The 15,581-nt window shown below is 69.4% G+C and carries 18 protein-coding genes and 1 tRNA gene; 13 read left to right on the top strand and 6 right to left on the bottom strand.

Annotated features, from left to right (window positions below; genetic code table 11):
- Positions 1-9: 9 nt before the first annotated feature.
- From rplS to EJV46_RS18145, 5 genes are all read left to right on the top strand, one after another.
- Complete coding sequence (gene rplS, locus EJV46_RS18165) at positions 10-417, top strand: 50S ribosomal protein L19 (protein ID WP_131550105.1); 408 nt, start codon at positions 10-12, stop codon at positions 415-417.
- Between the two features lie 69 nt (positions 418-486).
- The gene (leuC, locus tag EJV46_RS18160) at positions 487-1,917 is read left to right on the top strand and encodes a 3-isopropylmalate dehydratase large subunit (RefSeq protein ID WP_131550104.1); all 1,431 of its coding nucleotides are present in this window, start codon (positions 487-489) and stop codon (positions 1,915-1,917) included.
- Positions 1,918-1,920: 3 nt separating this feature from the next.
- Entirely contained in the window at positions 1,921-2,532 is a 612-nt protein-coding gene (gene leuD / locus EJV46_RS18155) for a 3-isopropylmalate dehydratase small subunit (RefSeq protein ID WP_131550103.1), read from the top strand.
- A gap of 10 nt (positions 2,533-2,542) precedes the next feature.
- Positions 2,543-3,655: a 3-isopropylmalate dehydrogenase gene (gene leuB, locus EJV46_RS18150; protein ID WP_131550102.1), complete on the top strand. Its 1,113-nt coding sequence runs from the start codon at positions 2,543-2,545 to the stop codon at positions 3,653-3,655.
- A gap of 77 nt (positions 3,656-3,732) precedes the next feature.
- A tRNA-Arg gene (locus tag EJV46_RS18145) sits at positions 3,733-3,808 on the top strand.
- A gap of 242 nt (positions 3,809-4,050) precedes the next feature.
- On the opposite strand, the gene EJV46_RS18140 is transcribed toward EJV46_RS18145, so the two are convergent.
- From EJV46_RS18140 to EJV46_RS18125, 4 genes are all read right to left on the bottom strand, one after another.
- A complete protein-coding gene (locus EJV46_RS18140; protein ID WP_131550101.1) occupies positions 4,051-5,013 on the bottom strand; it encodes a tripartite tricarboxylate transporter substrate binding protein in 963 nt (320 codons plus the stop codon).
- A gap of 83 nt (positions 5,014-5,096) precedes the next feature.
- Positions 5,097-5,741: a nucleoside phosphorylase gene (locus EJV46_RS18135; protein WP_131550100.1), complete on the bottom strand. Its 645-nt coding sequence runs from the start codon at positions 5,739-5,741 to the stop codon at positions 5,097-5,099.
- Positions 5,734-7,098, bottom strand: coding sequence for an amidase (locus tag EJV46_RS18130; RefSeq protein ID WP_131550099.1), 1,365 nt, complete (start codon positions 7,096-7,098; stop codon positions 5,734-5,736). The genes EJV46_RS18135 and EJV46_RS18130 overlap by 8 nt, the downstream gene beginning before the upstream one ends.
- Positions 7,095-7,274 carry a hypothetical protein gene (locus tag EJV46_RS18125; protein ID WP_131550098.1) on the bottom strand — a complete coding sequence of 60 codons (180 nt, stop codon included), beginning with the start codon at positions 7,272-7,274 and terminating at the stop codon, positions 7,095-7,097. The genes EJV46_RS18130 and EJV46_RS18125 overlap by 4 nt, the downstream gene beginning before the upstream one ends.
- Before the next feature lie 266 nt (positions 7,275-7,540).
- Between EJV46_RS18125 and EJV46_RS18120 the strand changes: the two genes are divergently transcribed.
- The 7 genes from EJV46_RS18120 to ychF all read left to right on the top strand — a co-directional run bounded on the left by EJV46_RS18120 (position 7,541) and on the right by ychF (position 13,377).
- Positions 7,541-8,707 (top strand): CaiB/BaiF CoA-transferase family protein, encoded by a 1,167-nt coding sequence (locus EJV46_RS18120; RefSeq protein WP_131550097.1) that lies wholly within the window; start codon positions 7,541-7,543, stop codon positions 8,705-8,707.
- Positions 8,704-9,594: a hydroxymethylglutaryl-CoA lyase gene (locus EJV46_RS18115; RefSeq protein WP_131550096.1), complete on the top strand. Its 891-nt coding sequence runs from the start codon at positions 8,704-8,706 to the stop codon at positions 9,592-9,594. Before EJV46_RS18120 ends, EJV46_RS18115 begins: the two co-directional genes overlap by 4 nt.
- A 256-nt stretch (positions 9,595-9,850) precedes the next feature.
- Complete coding sequence (locus EJV46_RS18110; RefSeq protein WP_131550095.1) at positions 9,851-10,384, top strand: DUF1003 domain-containing protein; 534 nt, start codon at positions 9,851-9,853, stop codon at positions 10,382-10,384.
- Positions 10,385-10,562: 178 nt separating this feature from the next.
- Positions 10,563-11,240 (top strand): 50S ribosomal protein L25/general stress protein Ctc, encoded by a 678-nt coding sequence (locus tag EJV46_RS18105; protein ID WP_131550094.1) that lies wholly within the window; start codon positions 10,563-10,565, stop codon positions 11,238-11,240.
- A 9-nt stretch (positions 11,241-11,249) separates the two neighbouring features.
- On the top strand, positions 11,250-11,825 hold the full coding sequence (pth, locus tag EJV46_RS18100; protein WP_131550093.1) for an aminoacyl-tRNA hydrolase: 576 nt from the start codon (positions 11,250-11,252) through the stop codon (positions 11,823-11,825).
- Positions 11,825-12,271 carry a hypothetical protein gene (locus tag EJV46_RS18095; RefSeq protein WP_131550092.1) on the top strand — a complete coding sequence of 149 codons (447 nt, stop codon included), beginning with the start codon at positions 11,825-11,827 and terminating at the stop codon, positions 12,269-12,271. Before pth ends, EJV46_RS18095 begins: the two co-directional genes overlap by 1 nt.
- Before the next feature lie 11 nt (positions 12,272-12,282).
- On the top strand, positions 12,283-13,377 hold the full coding sequence (gene ychF / locus EJV46_RS18090) for a redox-regulated ATPase YchF (RefSeq protein ID WP_131550091.1): 1,095 nt from the start codon (positions 12,283-12,285) through the stop codon (positions 13,375-13,377).
- Positions 13,378-13,399: 22 nt separating this feature from the next.
- Here the strand turns inward: ychF and EJV46_RS18085 are convergent, their stop codons facing one another.
- Entirely contained in the window at positions 13,400-14,296 is an 897-nt protein-coding gene (locus EJV46_RS18085) for an MBL fold metallo-hydrolase (protein ID WP_131550090.1), read from the bottom strand.
- A 52-nt stretch (positions 14,297-14,348) separates the two neighbouring features.
- Positions 14,349-14,543, bottom strand: coding sequence for a DUF1674 domain-containing protein (locus EJV46_RS18080; RefSeq protein WP_131550089.1), 195 nt, complete (start codon positions 14,541-14,543; stop codon positions 14,349-14,351).
- Positions 14,544-14,579: 36 nt separating this feature from the next.
- Here EJV46_RS18080 and htpX point away from each other — a divergent pair, with 36 nt between their 5' ends.
- A complete protein-coding gene (gene htpX / locus EJV46_RS18075) occupies positions 14,580-15,494 on the top strand; it encodes a zinc metalloprotease HtpX (protein WP_131550088.1) in 915 nt (304 codons plus the stop codon).
- Positions 15,495-15,581: the final 87 nt, after the last annotated feature.

Raw genomic sequence — 15,581 nt, 5'->3', positions numbered from 1 at the left:
ACTAAGCCCATGAACCTGTTGCAGCAATTCGACGCCGACCAGAAGGCCCGCCTCGTCGCCACGCGTCCCGTTCCGGACTTCGCGCCGGGCGATACCGTTCGCGTCATGGTCAGGGTGGTCGAGGGCGAGCGCGTCCGCACCCAGGCCTATGAGGGCGTCGTGATCGCGCGGTCCAACCGCGGCCTGCACAGCAACTTCACGGTGCGCAAGCTCTCCTACGGCGAGGGCGTGGAGCGCGTCTTCCCGCTGCATTCTCCGGCGATTGCGGACATCTCCGTGGTGCGCCGCGGCAAGGTGCGTCGCGCCAAGCTGTACTACCTGCGTGGCCGCACGGGTAAGTCGGCCCGCATCGCCGAGAAGCTGGGTCTGCGGACCCAGGCACCGGCTGCCGCCTCGAAGGAAGCCGAGGAGGCCTGAGGCCCTCTCGCAGGCCGCGCCGCGAGGCGCGGCCTTTTTTGATCGATACCCGGTTTGGGGGAAATGCAAATGAGCGCCGAAAAGCCGCGCACCTTGTTCGACAAGATCTGGGCGCATCATGTCGTCGACACACTGCCCGACGGCACCGCGCTCCTCTACATCGACCGCCACCTCGTTCATGAGGTGACGAGCCCGCAGGCCTTCGAGGGCCTGCGCGTCGCCGGCCGCCCGGTGCATCGCCCGGATGCGACGATGGCCGTCATCGATCACAACATCGCCACCGACGAGACGCGCCGCACGGGCATCCTGGATCCCGAGAGCCGCCTGCAGGTCGAGACGCTCGAGCACAATGTCGTCGAGTTCGGGGTGCCCTTCATCCCGCTGCTCGACGCGCGGCAGGGCATCGTCCACGTGATCGGGCCGGAGCAGGGACTCTCGCTTCCTGGCATGACCATCGTCTGCGGCGACAGCCACACCTCGACCCACGGCGCCATGGGCGCGCTCGCCTTCGGCATCGGCACGAGCGAGGTGGAGCACGTGCTCGCTACGCAGACGCTGCTGCAGAAGCCCGCGAAGAACATGCGCGTCACGGTCGACGGCCAGCTGCCGCTCGGCTGCACGGCCAAGGACATTGTGCTGGCGATCATCGGGAAGATCGGCACGGCCGGCGGCACTGGCCATGTGATCGAGTTCGCCGGCGAGGCGATCCGTGCGCTCGACATGGCGGGCCGCATGACGGTGTGCAACATGAGCATCGAGGCCGGCGCGCGCGCCGGCATGGTGGCGCCGGACCAGACGACCTTCGATTATGTGAAGGGCCGGCCCTTCGCGCCCAAGGGCGAGGCTTTCGACCGTGCCGTGGCGTGGTGGTCGACCTTGCCGAGCGACCCAGGCGCGCATTTCGACAAGGAGGTTTTCCTCCGCGCCGAGGACATCGTGCCCATGGTGACCTGGGGCACCAGCCCCGAGGATGTGGCCCCCATCACGGCATCGGTGCCCGATCCCGCGGCGGCGGTGGACGAGACGCGCCGCGCCCAGCTTCAGCGCATGGTCGAATACATGGGCCTGACGCCCGGGCAGAAGCTGACCGACCTCAAGGTGGACGTCGTCTTCATCGGCAGCTGCACCAATAGCCGCATCGAGGACATGCGCGCCGCCGCCGCCATCGCCAAGGGCCGTCATGTCGCCGAGGGCGTGCGCGCCATGGTCGTGCCGGGCTCGGGCCTGGTGAAGCTGCAGGCTGAGCAGGAAGGTTTGGACCGCGTCTTCCTCGATGCCGGCTTCGAATGGCGGGAGGCGGGCTGCTCGATGTGCCTCGGCATGAACCCGGACAAGCTGACGCCGGGCCAGCGCTCGGCCAGCACCTCCAACCGCAACTTCGAGGGGCGCCAGGGGCCGGGCGGTCGTACGCACCTGCTCTCGCCCGCCATGGCCGCCGCGGCAGCGCTGGCCGGTCACCTGGCCGATGTACGCGACTGGCAACCCGTAGGGAGCGCCTGATCCATGAAGCCTTTCACGACCCTGACCGGCGTCGCCGCGCCCCTTCCGGCGGCGAACATCGACACCGACAAGATCATCCCGGCGCGCTTCCTCAAGACGATCGCGCGCACGGGGCTCGGCCAGCATCTCTTCGCGAATATGCGTTTCAACGAGGACGGCTCGGAGAAGCCGGACTTCGTGCTGAACCAGCCCGCCTACCGCAACTCCGAGATCCTTATTGCCTACGAGAATTTCGGCTGCGGCAGCTCGCGCGAGCATGCGCCATGGGCGCTCCTGGACTTCGGAATCCGCTGCGTCATCGCGCCGGATTTCGCCGACATCTTCCACAACAACAGCTTCAAGAACGGCATCCTGCCCATCCGGCTGCCGCGCGAGATCTGCGAGAAGCTGATGGACGATGCGAGGTTGGGCGGCAACGCCCGTCTCACGGTGGACCTGGAGCGTTCGGTGGTGGTGCGTCCGAATGGCGAGGAGATCCCCTTCGAGATCGATCCGTTCCGCCGGCACTGCCTACTGAACGGACTCGACGATATCGGCCAGACGCTGCAGCACAAGCCCGCCATCGACAGCTTCGAGGCGCGTCAGCGCGCCGCGCAGCCCTGGCTCTACGCCTGAAAGAATCCTGATGCCTGCGAACAAGAAGCTGCTCGTCCTTCCTGGGGACGGGATTGGCCCCGAGGTCATGGCCGAGGTGCGCCGTGTGATCGACTGGATGGAGCGCCGCCGCCGCGTGAGCTTCGAGATCACGGAGGGCCTCGTGGGAGGCGCGGCGCTCGATGCGGAAGGCACGCCGTGTCCCGATCGGACCGTCGCTGCGGCCCGCGACGCGGATGCCGTGCTGTTTGGGAGCGTGGGCGGGCCGAAATGGGACAGCCTCCCCTTCGACCGCCGTCCCGAGCTCGGCATCCTGCGCCTGCGCAAGGATCTCGGCCTTTTCGCGAATCTGCGCCCGGCCATCGTGTTCGATCCGCTGGCCGATGCTTCCTCGCTGAAGGCCGATGTCGTGCGGGGCCTCGACATCATCATCGTGCGCGAGAGCACGGGCGGCATCTATTTCGGCGAGCCGCGCGGCGTGCACACCGACTCCAGCGGCAAGCGCGTCGGCATCGACACCGAAGTCTATTCGGAAGACGAGATCGCGCGCGTGGCGCGGGTCGCCTTCGACCTTGCCCGCAAGCGCCGCAACAAGGTGACGAGCACCGAGAAGGCCAATGTCATGCAGAGCGGCCGGCTCTGGCGCGCCGTGGTCAGCGAGGTCCACAAGGCCGAATTCGCCGATGTCGAGCTGGAGCACATGTACGCGGACAATGCCGCCATGCAGCTCTGCTCGCGCCCCAAGCAGTTCGATGTGATCCTGGCCTCCAACCTCTTCGGCGACGTGCTTAGCGACCTTGCGGCGGCCCTGACGGGCTCCCTGGGCATGCTGCCTTCGGCCACGCTGGGCGCCGTGGGCGCGGACGGGAAGCGCTACGCGCTTTACGAGCCGATCCATGGCTCGGCGCCGGACATTGCCGGTCGTGGCATCGCGAATCCCTGCGCGCAGATCCTCTCCTTCGCGATGCTGCTGCGCTGGTCCTTCGGCATGGAGGAGGATGCGCGGTTGATCGAGCGCGCCGTGGAGCAGGTCCTGGCCGGCGGAATGCGGACTGCGGACATCATGCAGGCGGGGATGGCGCGCATCAGCACGGCGGTGATGGGTGAGAGCGTCGTCCGTGAGCTCGACAAGATCGCCGTCTGATTTCCTTTTCGCGACAAAGCTCGGATCGGGGGGTTGCGCGCCTCGATCGGGAGCGGTATTTCCCCGGCCCACGGCAAGCACCCGTAGCTCAATGGATAGAGCACCAGACTACGAATCTGGGGGTTGGAGGTTCGAGTCCTTCCGGGTGCGCCAAATTTCCGACGTGACAGGCGAATCCGTTCCTGCTCCGTCCCGGCGGTATGACGCCGCCGCGTGAAATGAACCTCGATAGCCAGCTGTGCGCGCCTCTCCTCGCTGTTCCTGCACTGGAGGCGCGATCGGTCGGATCCCGCGCGCGGCATGCGGCGGATGCGCCGATGACGGCTCGGCGTATCGGCGCGACATGCGTCGATCTTCTCCAGAACCGGCTCGGCGCCGCGTCGAAGTAGGCTGGCCTACTCGGGCTCGATCCCGGCCGCGCGGATCGCGTTCGTCCACTTGACCGTCTCGCTGCGGACGAAGGCGGCGGCCTCTTCCGGCGAGGAGGGCCTGACCGCCATGCCGAGCGTGTCGCCGAGGCGCTGGCGCAGCTCGGCATTGGCCGCGGCATGCCGCACGGCGGCGTTCAGGCGTGCGATGGCCGGCGCGGGCGTCGCCGCGGGCACCACCATCACGAACCAGGCGAAGAGCTCGTAGTCCGGAAGATTCGCGGCTTGGGCCACCGTGGGCACGTCGGGAAGCTGCGGCGAGCGCGTCTTGGTGGTCGCCGCCAGCACGCGGAGCTGGCCGTTCTGCGTCGAGGGCAGGATCACGGCCTGATCCGCCACGAAGACGTCGACGCGGCCGGCGACAAGGTCCTGCACCGCGAGCGGGGAGGAACGGTAGGGCACGTGCAGCATCTTCACGCCGGCCATGGAGGCCAGCATCTCCGTCGCCACGCGCTGCGAGGCGGAGGTGGAGGCATAGGAGATCGCTTCGGGCCGGACGCGCGCGGCGGCCAGGAGGTCATTCAGCGTGCGGTAGGGGCTGTTCTGCGGTACCGCCACCAGCAGCGGCACCGTGGCGAGCAGCGAGACCGGGGCGAAGTCGCGCTCCATGTCGAAGGGCACGCGGCGGAAGAGGGCGTTGGCTGCGGCATTGGTCGAGTTGGTGCCGAAGAGCACGGTCAGCCCGTCCGGCGCCGCCCGGGCCACGGATTCGGCGCCGATGAGCCCCGAGGCGCCAGCACGGTTCTCGACCACCAAGGGCTGGCCGAGGACCTCGCGCATGCGCTCGGCGAAGAGGCGGGCAACGATGTCGGTGGCACTGCCGGCGGCGAAGGGGACGATGCCCCGCACGGGCGCATTCGGCCAATCCTGCGCAAAAGCGGGCCAGGCCAGGCCCGAGGTGGCGGCGGCGAGGAGCGCGCGGCGGTGCATATGGGTCTTCCTCCAGATTCATTCCGGCATAGGCGGCAGGCCGACTGCCGGCAAGATCAGCCGAGAAGCGCCGGCGCCAGAGGTCAGGCGATGGCCCGGCGCAAGGCCTCGTGCGCGGCCGCGCTCGCTTTGGCGAGGCGGATCAGCGCCGGCAGCTCCCAGGGCCGGCGGGCGAGCGCGGCGAGCACGCGCAGCGGCGCGGGCGACCCGTCCGGCCGGAGCCCGACCGCGGCCGCGCCGGGCAGGACATCCCCCGGCCCGTCAGCCACCACCCGCAGCGCCGCGAAGGGGATGCCGCGCGCCAGCGCGAAGCGCGCGGCGACGCCGCTTTCCATGTCCACGGCCGTGGCGCGCGTCGCGCGATGCAGGGCGCGCTTGGCCTCCACCGAGGCGAGCAGCGTGTCGCTCGCCGCCAGGATCGCCGAGGCCGCCGAGGTCCGTCGCACGAGCGCCGCGCGCCAGGCCGGATCGACCGGCAGGCTCTCGGAGAGCGAGCGCAGCGCCGTGGCGACGAAGACGTCGCCCGTGGCCGCGTTCGGCGCCAGCCCCCCGGCGATGCCGAAGGAGAGCACGCCCGTCACGTCGCCCGGCAGCGCCTCCAGCAGCGCCGCGAGCCGGGCCGGCGCGCCGCCGGAGACAAGGATGCGCGTGCCCTTGGGCAAGAGCGCCGCCTCGCTCTTCAGCCCAACGGTGACGACCGCGCCCTTCGGGACCAGCGGATCAGACATCGAGCGGCGGGGCCCGGTCCTTCCAGGGGGCGGCGCGTTCGTAGCCCTCGGCCGCGCGCAGCAGCAGCGCCTCGCTGAAGGAAGGGCTCGCCAGCTGGAGCGAGAGCGGCAGGCCGCCCGAGGACAGGCCGGCCATGACCGTCACCGCCGGATGGCCGGTCACGTTGAAGGGCGTGCGCGCCTGGCGCGGATAGGTGCGCTCCACCGCCTCCTCGTCATCGATGCGGCAGGCGGGATCCATGCTGCTGGCCGTGAGGAGCAGGTCCACCTCGTTGAAGGCAGTCTCTACGGCGGCGATCAGCCTCGTCCGGTCGCGCGCGGCGTGCATCAGGTCCACGGCCGGGATGAAAAGGCCCGGCAGCAGACGGCGACGCGTGACGCCGGCGTAAAAGCTGGGGCGGGTCTTCAGCCATTCCTCATGCACCACGGCCGCCTCGGACTGGAGGATGGTGCGGTTGACGGCGGCGAATTCGCTGAGCGGTGGCAGCCTGATCGTGCTGATAACGGCGCCTTCGGCCTCCATTAGCTTCGATGCGGTCTCCAGGGCCTCCGCCATTTCGGCATCGGCCGGCATGTCGGCCTCATGGAAATGGCGGACGAAGCCTATGCGCAGACCCTTCAGCCCGCGTCCGAGGTCGCGGGAAAAATCCTCGCGCCCGCCGGACATGGCGTTCAGCATCAGTGCCGAATCCTGCACCGTGCGGGTCAGCGGGCCGACATGGTCGAGCGAGAAGGCGAGGGGGAAGACGCCCTCGCGCGAGACCAGCCCATAGGTCGGCTTCAGCCCGACGAGGCCGCAATGCGAGGCCGGGTGACGCACGCTGCCGCCCGTGTCGGTGCCGAGCGCCGTCGGCATCATGCGCGCCGCCACCGCCACGCCGGAGCCGGAGGAGGAGCCGCCCGGATGGTGCGCCGGGTTCCAGGGGTTGCGCGCGGGCGGAAAGGGCAGGTCGAAGGCCGGCCCGCCGATCGCGAACTCGTGCGTGGCGAGCTTTGCCGGGAAGACGGCGCCCGCAGCGCGCAGCAGCGCAACGACCGTGGCGTCCTGATCCGCCCTGTGATCCAGGCGTTGGCGGGAATGGCAGGTCGTCGGATGGCCCGCGAGGTCGATGATGTCCTTGATCCCGACCGGGATGCCGTGTAGCGCCGAGCGGGGCCCGCTCCGCGCGATCTCCTCCTCCGCCGCCTGGGCGCCGGCGCGCGCCTCCTCCTCGGTGAGGCGGATGACGGCGTTGAGCTTGGGATCCTGCGCGGCGATGCGCGCCAGGCAATCCTCCAGCAGCTCCACGGGCGAGAGCTTGCGCGCGGCGATCTGCGTGCTGGCCTCGGCGAGGCTGAGCTGGTGCGGCGCGCTCATCGGCGGGGCGCCAGATAGCCGGGCGTGGGCTCCAGCCTGGGATGACTGCTGCGTGGAAGGGCGGCGCGTTGCCGGGCGACGGTGGCCAGGGCGTCGCGCACGTCGTCCGGGAACTCGCGCGCGGTCTCTTCCAGGCCGGCGGCGCGGATCAGTGCCGCCAGGGTTGCGTCATCCATCGGGGTTCTCTCGTGCTTGACGGCCGCAGCTTGGCCCAGGCCACCCTGCACGAAAAGCAGGGGGCGGACAGGGGCATCCGCCCCCTGAAGTCAGGACGCTGCCTGGCCGGGAGCGATCCTTGAGAGGCGGGAGCGTCGGAGGGACAGCTCCCGGAGCCATAAAGCGGCGGGGCGCTTAACGCCCGGTTAGCGTCATCGAAAAATCTCACGAGGTTCCGCACGGCCCGGCTTTTCGCTATCCACTTTGAGCCGTTGGGGGATGACGCATGCTGCCGCTGCAAGGAATGAAGATCGTGGAGCTCGGCCATTACATCGCCGCTCCCTTCTGCACGCGGCTGCTGGCCGATCTGGGTGCCGAGGTCATCAAGGTCGAGCCGCCCGGGGGCGATCCATTCAGGGGCTGGGGGGCGCAGAAGGACGGGCATTCCGTCTGGTTCAGCGTTCATGGCCGCAACAAGCTCTCCGTCACGCTCGATCTGAAGAGCGAGGAGGGGAAGCGGCGCGTGAAGGCGCTCTGCGGCCGCGCCGACGCCATGGTGGAGAATTTCCGCCCTGGCTACCTGGAGCGGATCGGCCTCGGCCCCGCCGTTCTGCAGGCCGACAATCCCGGTCTGGTGATAGCGCGCATCAGCGGCTACGGGCAGGACGGTCCCTATCGCGACAAGCCCGCCTTCGGCGCGATCGGCGAGGCGATGGGCGGCTTGCGCCACCTCACCGCCAATCCGGGCGTGACCGACCATCCGCCGCCCCGCTGCGGCGTCTCCATCAGCGACGATCTGGCCGGCATGTACGCTGCGCTGGCTCTGGTCTCCTCCTGCTGGGGCCGCGACCGCGGGTCGGGTCAGGGCCGGATCCTGGACCTCGACCTGGTGAGCAGCGTCTTCAGCCTCACCGAGGGCATGCTGCCCGAGCACGGGCTCTTCGGCTGGGTCCGTCAGCCCGCCGGCGCGGCGATCCCGACGGCGGCGCCCACCAACACCTATCTCTGCGGCGACGGGAAATGGCTCTGCATCGCCGGGAATTCGGACCTGATCTTCCGGCGGCTGATGGAGATGATCGGCCGCCCGGAACTCGCCGCGGATCCTCGCATGGCGACCAATGGCGGCCGCTGCGCCCATGCTGGCGAACTCGACGCCGCTATCGGCGAGTGGACGAGGACGCTCCCGGCGGTTGCCGCCGAATCGGCGCTGGAAGCCGCCGAGGTGCCGTGCTCGCGCCTCTACGACATCGCCGATTGCGCCACCGATCCGCATTTCCGCGCCCGCGAGATGGTGATGGAGGTGCAGGACCCGCTGCTCGGCCCCGTGCTGCATCCTGCGCCGCCCTTCCGGCTGGATGGCGTCGCGCCCTCGGACATGGTCCGATGGACGGGACGTGCGGCCGGCGCGGACAACGACCATGTGTTTCACGAATTGCTGGGGGAAACCCGATGAAGGTCACGCTCTCCGAGGTCAGCCCGCGCGACGGGCTGCAGCCGATCACCAGCTTCGTCCCGACCGAGACGAAGATCGCGCTTGTCCGTGCCCTGCATGAGGCTGGCGTCACCCGCATGGAGGTCGGGAGCTTCGTCAGCCCCCGCGCCATCCCGCAGATGGCCGATACCGGGGAGGTGCTGAAGGTCGCGAAGCAGCTGGAGGGGCTCGAATGCACGGTGCTTGTGCCCAACCGCCGCGGCTTCGAGACCGCTATCGCGGCCGGCGCCGATCGGCTGGGCCTCTTCATGTCGGCGACGGAGGGGCACAACAAGGCCAACCTCAACCGGACCCGCGTGGAGAGCTTCACCGACCTCGCTGCCATCGTGCGCGACACGCCCAAGAGCACGAAGATCCGCTTCAACCTCTCCTGCACCTTCCACTGCCCCTTCGAGGGCGTGGTGGACGAGGCGGAGGCGCTGGAATGGGTGGAGCGCATCCAGGCGCTCCACCCGGAGATGGAGGTCGCGCTTTGCGACACCACGGGCAATGCGGCGCCGGACCAGGTGGGGCGGCTGATGCGCCACGCCATCGAGCACTGGGGGCCGCGCTTCGCCTTCCACGGGCACGACACCTACGGAATGGGCCTCGCCAACATGGCCGCCGCCTGGAAGGCCGGGTGCCGGGTCTTCGACGCGGGCTCGGGCGGGATCGGCGGCTGCCCTTACGCCCCGGGTGCCACGGGCAACACGGCCATGGAGGACGCGGTCTGGATGTTCGGCCGCATGGGCGTCGAGACCGGGATGAATTGGCTGCGGCTGATCGCCGCGGCCGACATGGCGGCCGCCATTCCGGGCGCGCTGCCGGGTGGGCGGGTGCGGGGCGTGCCTGCGGCAAGGGCGGCTTGAGGGCACTGTGGCGCGCCCGGGTTTCCGGGCCCCATCTTGCGTCGCACGTCCGGCAGCATGAGCCTCGTCGGCTGTCGGGACGGAGCCCTGCACCCAAGCGGACAGCGCAGCGCCGATTCCTGATCGTCCGGCCCGCCGATCGATCCGCGCCGGGCTTTGCGCTTGAATCGGCGTATGCGGGAATGGTCGACGGAGCGGACGAAACCCGGCGCTCCCCAGCGGCTTAGTTCCTGCGTCGCTTCAAGGAAACGCCGCCATGCCGGCCGCCGCATCGGGCCAGTCCGATCAAGAGCTGAGTCCCTCTCTCCGGCAGAACATCCGGGCCATCGAGGAGCGCCGCCGCGAGGAGGCTCGTACCGCAACCCGGGAAGAGCGCGTCGCGGAGGCTATCACCGGCTTCGTCGGCAGCATGCGCTTCGTCTATCTGCACCTGGTCATCTATGGTGGGTGGATCATAGCCAACTTGGGGCTTCTGCCGGGCCTGCACCCCTTCGACCCGTCCTTCGTGACGCTGGCCATGATTGCCTCGGTCGAGGCCATCTTCCTGTCGACCTTCGTGCTCATCAGCCAGAATCGCAGCGCCGCCGCCGAGGAGAAGCGAGCAGACCTCGACCTCCAGATCAGCATGCTGGCCGAGCAGGAGCTCACCAAGCTGGCGCAGATCGTGGCGGGCATCGCGCAGCATCTTGGCGTCGCCGCTTCCAGCGACGAGGTGGACGAGATCACGCGCGTTGTGCAGCCGGGCACCATTTTGGATGAGATCGAGGCGCAGCAGCGGAAGGCCGATTAGAGTCAGCCGATCGGGCGAGGAGGGGGCGAAGCCCTGCGCAATGACCCACAAGGCATGCGCGATTCGGGACTTGGCGTCCCAGCCCCGATCCCCTAGACACCCCTGCAAGGTGGCACCCCTGGAGGCCGCCCGTTTCCGTTTGTGCGGAAGCAAACACACCCGAATAGGAGCGAGTGGCATGGTCCAAACCATCCGGATCGAAGCTGCGGCGCGCGGGCGTGCCGGTAAGGGGGCGGCGCGCGCGACCCGGCGAGAGGGGCTTGTCCCCGGTGTTGTCTACGGTGCGAAGCAGGAGGCCACCCTGGTCGCCTTCGATCCCCGGGACATCATGAAGGAATTGCACAAGGGCGGCTGGCAGTCGCACCTCTATGAGGTGGCGGTCAAGGACGGCCCGACCGAGCGCGCCCTGATGCGCGACATCCAGTTCGATCCCGTCACGGATCGTCCGCTGCACATCGACTTCCAACGCCTCGCACCCGGCGCGCGCATCCGCGTGAAGGTGCCGGTGGCCTTCCTCAACGAGGAGACCTGCCCCGGCATCAAGGCGGGTGGCGTGCTGAACGTCGTTCGCCGCGAGGTCGAGGTCCTGGCCGATCCGGATGCGGTGCCGGAAAAGTTCGAGATCGATCTGGCCGAGGCCAAGATCGGTGACAGCCTTCGCTGGTCTGCCGTGAAGGAAACCGCCGGCACCAAGCCCGTGATCGCGGGCCGTGACTTCGTGGTGGCCACGCTGGCCGCGCCGACGGTGGTGGAGGACGCGCCCGCCGCTGCCCCCGCCGCGCCTGAGGCCGCCAAGCAGAAGAACCCGGCGGGAGCGGCTTCGGCCTCCACCAAGGGTCCTGCGAAGAAGAAGTAAGGTTGGGCCATGCTGCTCTGGGTGGGGCTCGGCAATCCCGGGCCGGAACACGCGAAGCAGCGGCACAATATCGGCTTCATGGCGCTGGACGCCATTTCGCGCCGCCACGGGTTCTCCCCGTGGCGGTCCAAGTTCAAGGGCGAGGTGTCGGAAGGCTCCCTTGGGGGGCGGAAGATCCTCCTCCTCAAGCCCATGACCTACATGAATGCCAGCGGCGACGCGGTTCAGGCCGCCGCCGGCTTTCACAAGATTCCCGCCGCCGACATCTGGGCCTGGCACGACGAGCTCGACCTCGCGCCGGGCAAGGTCCGGGTGAAGAAGGGCGGCGGTGCCGCCGGCCATAACGGGCTGCGCGACATGCAGCGCGCCTTGGCCACGCCGGATTTCGGCCGCATCCGCCTTGGCATTGGACATCCCGGCCACAAGGACCGCGTGACTGGCCATGTGCTGGGCAACTTCGCCAAGGTGGACACCTGGGTGGAGCCGTTGCTCGATGCCTTGGCCGATGGCGCTTCCCAGCTGGCCCAGGGCAAGCCCGAGGATTTCATGACGCGGGTGGCGCTGCTCACCCAGGAGAACACCTGATGGAGCCCATGGTGGTGGAAGAGTTCTTCGGCGGTCCCGGCCCCGAGGACCTGCTGAACGCGGCAGCCGCCATCGCGCAGGCGCTGCGTCAGTTCGCCGCCGTCGAGGCCCAGGCCGCCGGCGGGCTGCGCGCCTGCCTGCCGGGCGCGACGGATCCCGGTCCGATCAGCGATATCCGCCGCGCGAAATCCGTGGCGCAGGCTGCCGCCGAGGCCGCGAGCCGCGCCGCCCTGCTGCTCGAGGCTGCCGATATCCTGGCCCCCGGCGGCACGGTCGCCGGGCTTGCCGCGGCGCTCGCCACCGCCACCAAGCGCGCCGGCCTGCCGCCCACGATCCTGGTGCCGCAACTGCGCGCCGCCGCCCTCTCCCTGCCGACGGACGACGCCTCCGCGCGCATCGCCGCCGCCATCCGCGTGCAGGAACTGGCTGCCGCGCTCAACGCCTGATCGGACGAGAAATGGGTTTCAACTGCGGCATCGTCGGACTGCCCAATGTCGGCAAGTCCACCCTCTTCAACGCCCTGACCCAGACGGTCGCGGCGCAGGCGGCCAATTATCCCTTCTGCACCATCGAGCCCAATGTGGGCCGCGTGGCGGTGCCCGACCCGCGGCTGCAGAAGCTGGCCGAGATCGGCAAGAGCCAGAAGATCGTCCCGACCAGCCTGGAATTCGTGGATATCGCGGGCCTGGTCCGCGGCGCCTCCAAGGGCGAGGGGCTGGGCAACCAGTTCCTGGGCAACATCCGGGAGGTGGACGCCATCGTCCACGTGCTCCGCTGCTTCGAGGATGGCGACGTCACCCATGTCGACGGCGGCGTCGATCCTATCCGCGATGCCGAAACGGTCGAGACCGAGCTCATGCTGGCCGACCTCGACAGCCTGGAGAAGCGCGTGCCGGCGCTGCAGAAGAAGGCGCGCGGTAACGATAAGGAATCGGCCGCGCAGCTCGCGCTGATGGAACCGATCCTGGCCGCCCTGCAGGCCGGCCGCGCCGCGCGCACCGCCGTGCCCAAGGGCGAGGAGATCGCGGTCTCCAAGCTCGGCCTCATGACCAGCAAGCCCGTGCTCTACGTCTGCAACGTGGAGGAAGGCTCGGCGGCCACCGGCAATGCTCATAGCGCGCGGGTGATGGAATTCGCCAAGGCCGAGGGCGCCCGCGCCGTGATCGTCAGCGCGGCCATCGAGGCGGAGATCGCGCAGATGGCGGAGGCCGACCGCGGCGAGTTCCTGGAGACGCTGGGGCTGGAGGATAGCGGCCTCGACCGCGTGATCCGCGCGGGCCACGATCTGCTCGGTCTTATCACCTACTTCACCGTGGGCCCGAAGGAGACGCGGGCCTGGACCATCACCAAGGGCATGACCGCGCCCCAGGCGGCCGGCGTCATCCATGGCGACTTCGAGCGTGGCTTCATCGCGGCCGAGACCATCGGCTATGACGACTACATCGCCCTCAAGGGCGAGCAGGGCGCCAAGGAAGCCGGCAAGATGCGCGTCGAAGGCAAGACCTATCTGGTGCGCGACGGTGACGTGATGCTCTTCCGCTTCAACGTCTGATCGCCGAACCCGCGCGGCGGCGCTATTCCAGGACCGCCGTGGCCGCCGCCGTGACCGGCACCTTCAGATAGCGCACGCCGTTGCTCTCCGCCGGCGGAAAGCGCCCGGCGCGGACGTTCACCTGGATCGAAGGCAGCAGCAGCGTGGGTGCGGCGAGCGTCGCGTCCCGTGTCGTGCGGAAGGCGACGAACTCTTCCTCCGTCTTGCCGTCCCTCACATGCGGATTGTGCGCGCGCTGCTCGGCCACGGTGCTCTGCCAGGCAAAGCTGTCGCGGCCCGGGGCCTTGTAGTCATGACACATCCAGAGGCGGGTTTCAGGCGGCAGCGCCAGCAGCCGTTGGATCGAGTGGAACAGGGTGCGCGCATCGCCGCCGGGGAAGTCGCAGCGGGCCGTGCCATAGTCGTGCATGAAGAGCGTGTCGCCGACGAAGACGTCGCCGGTGTCCGCATTGCCCACGCGCACGTGGTAGCCGATGCAGGCTGGGGTATGGCCGGGCAGGTGCATCACCTCGATGTCCAGCCCGCCCAGGCGTAGGCGCGCCCCGTTCTCGAAGCGCAGGTCGAAATCGCCGCCATCGGGCGCCATTCCCTCCAGGTTGAAGACGGGCCGAAAGATCCGCTGCACCTCGGTGATCCGGGAGCCGATGCCGATCGGCGCCCCGGTGCGGGCCTTGAGGAAGGGCGCGGCCGAGAGGTGATCCGCATGCACATGCGTCTCGAGGATGTGGGTGATGCGCCACCCCTCCGAATCGGCGGCGGTCAGGATGTTCTCGGCCGAGCGCGTGTCGGCCGTGCCGGCCTTGTGATCCCAGTCGAGCACGGGGTCGATGATGGCGGCCTCGCGCGTGGCGGGGGCGCCCAGCAGGTAGCTCACCGTGTTCGTCGAGAGGTCGAAGAAGGCCTGGATGTGGGGACGCATGGTCTGCCCTCCGTCGGAATCCGACCCTAGCGGTTTCCGGCTGCGTGCCCCATCAGAAATCGCTGACGCGGCCCTTCCGTTCCCAGTCATTGTAGCGCGTGGGCTCCGGACCCTTCGGCCCGCCATCCTCCTCCTGGGGGGAGGAGTAGGGTCGCTTGGGCCGGTCCAGCTTCGTCAACGGCGGCGCGGTACGCGGCGTTGCGGAAGGGCCAGGGGGAGAGGCAGGGGGCTTTTCATCCTCGGTCATCCTCCCGATCTGGGGCCAAAGGAGGCTTTAGGAAAGATGTTCAGGACCTTCATTCTGCTGGCGGGGCTGACGGCGCTCTTCGTCGGCATCGGCTACATGCTGGGCGGCAGCGGCGGGGCGACCATCGCCTTCCTCATCGCGGCCGGCATGAATCTCTTCGCCTGGTGGGGAAGCGACGGGGTCGTGCTGCGCATGCACAATGCCCAGCCGGTGACCCCGGCCGAGGCGCCGCAGCTCTACCGCATGGTGGAGGGGCTGGCCGCGCGGGCCGGCCTGCCCATGCCGGCGCTCTACGTTATCCACGAGGATCAGCCGAACGCCTTCGCCACCGGCCGAAGCCCGGAGCGGGCGGCGGTCGCCGTCAACACCGGCCTCCTCGATCTGATGAACGAACAGGAGGTGGCGGGCGTGATCGCGCACGAACTCGCCCATATCAAGCACCGCGACACGCTCATCATGGCCGTGACCGCGACGCTGGCCGGCGCCATCGGCTTCCTCACGCAATTCGGCATGATGGCGCATGGCCGCGGCGACCAGCGCGGCGGGCCTGGCCTCATCGGCGGGCTGCTGCTCATGATCCTCGGCCCGCTCGCCGCCGCGCTGGTGCAGATGGCCATCAGCCGCGCGCGGGAATACGAGGCCGATGCCGAGGGCGCCCGCATCTGCGGCGACCCGGCCTGGCTCGCCAGCAGCCTCGCGAAGCTGGAACAGGGTAAGATCGGCCGGGTGAATCAGACGGCCGAGGCGAACCCGGCCAGCGCCCATATGTTCATCATCAACCCGCTCTCGGGCCTTCGCCTGGACAGGCTCTTCTCCACCCATCCGCCGACCGAGGAGCGCATCGCCCGCCTCATGGCGATGGCGGGCCGGCCGATGGCGCCGCCGCTGCCGGCGCCCCGTCGTGGCGCCTCGCCCTGGGCGGCTCCCGGCAAGCGCAACCCTTGGGCATGACCCTCCCCCGATTGCCGCCCGGCGAGGCAGCGGGCCCCCCGGGCGCCGGGCCTGCCGCAGAGGGCGGGGTGTTGCATTCCGCGGACC

The organism is Roseococcus sp. SYP-B2431 (genome assembly GCF_004336745.1).
GTDB lineage: Bacteria > Pseudomonadota > Alphaproteobacteria > Acetobacterales > Acetobacteraceae > Roseococcus.
The sequence above is the reverse complement of the archived record's forward strand: the minus strand, read 5'-3'. Positions and strand labels throughout refer to the sequence as shown.

What these genes read in the sequence shown, in the direction of transcription:
- rplS (WP_131550105.1), top strand. Translation starts at nt 10, where the DNA reads ATGAACCTGTTGCAGCAATTCGACGCCGACCAGAAGGCCCGCCTCGTC.
- leuC (WP_131550104.1), top strand. Translation starts at nt 487, where the DNA reads ATGAGCGCCGAAAAGCCGCGCACCTTGTTCGACAAGATCTGGGCGCAT.
- leuD (WP_131550103.1), top strand. Translation starts at nt 1,921, where the DNA reads ATGAAGCCTTTCACGACCCTGACCGGCGTCGCCGCGCCCCTTCCGGCG.
- leuB (WP_131550102.1), top strand. Translation starts at nt 2,543, where the DNA reads ATGCCTGCGAACAAGAAGCTGCTCGTCCTTCCTGGGGACGGGATTGGC.
- EJV46_RS18140 (WP_131550101.1), bottom strand. Translation starts at nt 5,013, where the DNA reads ATGCACCGCCGCGCGCTCCTCGCCGCCGCCACCTCGGGCCTGGCCTGG.
- EJV46_RS18135 (WP_131550100.1), bottom strand. Translation starts at nt 5,741, where the DNA reads ATGTCTGATCCGCTGGTCCCGAAGGGCGCGGTCGTCACCGTTGGGCTG.
- EJV46_RS18130 (WP_131550099.1), bottom strand. Translation starts at nt 7,098, where the DNA reads ATGAGCGCGCCGCACCAGCTCAGCCTCGCCGAGGCCAGCACGCAGATC.
- EJV46_RS18125 (WP_131550098.1), bottom strand. Translation starts at nt 7,274, where the DNA reads ATGGATGACGCAACCCTGGCGGCACTGATCCGCGCCGCCGGCCTGGAA.
- EJV46_RS18120 (WP_131550097.1), top strand. Translation starts at nt 7,541, where the DNA reads ATGCTGCCGCTGCAAGGAATGAAGATCGTGGAGCTCGGCCATTACATC.
- EJV46_RS18115 (WP_131550096.1), top strand. Translation starts at nt 8,704, where the DNA reads ATGAAGGTCACGCTCTCCGAGGTCAGCCCGCGCGACGGGCTGCAGCCG.
- EJV46_RS18110 (WP_131550095.1), top strand. Translation starts at nt 9,851, where the DNA reads ATGCCGGCCGCCGCATCGGGCCAGTCCGATCAAGAGCTGAGTCCCTCT.
- EJV46_RS18105 (WP_131550094.1), top strand. Translation starts at nt 10,563, where the DNA reads ATGGTCCAAACCATCCGGATCGAAGCTGCGGCGCGCGGGCGTGCCGGT.
- pth (WP_131550093.1), top strand. Translation starts at nt 11,250, where the DNA reads ATGCTGCTCTGGGTGGGGCTCGGCAATCCCGGGCCGGAACACGCGAAG.
- EJV46_RS18095 (WP_131550092.1), top strand. Translation starts at nt 11,825, where the DNA reads ATGGAGCCCATGGTGGTGGAAGAGTTCTTCGGCGGTCCCGGCCCCGAG.
- ychF (WP_131550091.1), top strand. Translation starts at nt 12,283, where the DNA reads ATGGGTTTCAACTGCGGCATCGTCGGACTGCCCAATGTCGGCAAGTCC.
- EJV46_RS18085 (WP_131550090.1), bottom strand. Translation starts at nt 14,296, where the DNA reads ATGCGTCCCCACATCCAGGCCTTCTTCGACCTCTCGACGAACACGGTG.
- EJV46_RS18080 (WP_131550089.1), bottom strand. Translation starts at nt 14,543, where the DNA reads ATGACCGAGGATGAAAAGCCCCCTGCCTCTCCCCCTGGCCCTTCCGCA.
- htpX (WP_131550088.1), top strand. Translation starts at nt 14,580, where the DNA reads ATGTTCAGGACCTTCATTCTGCTGGCGGGGCTGACGGCGCTCTTCGTC.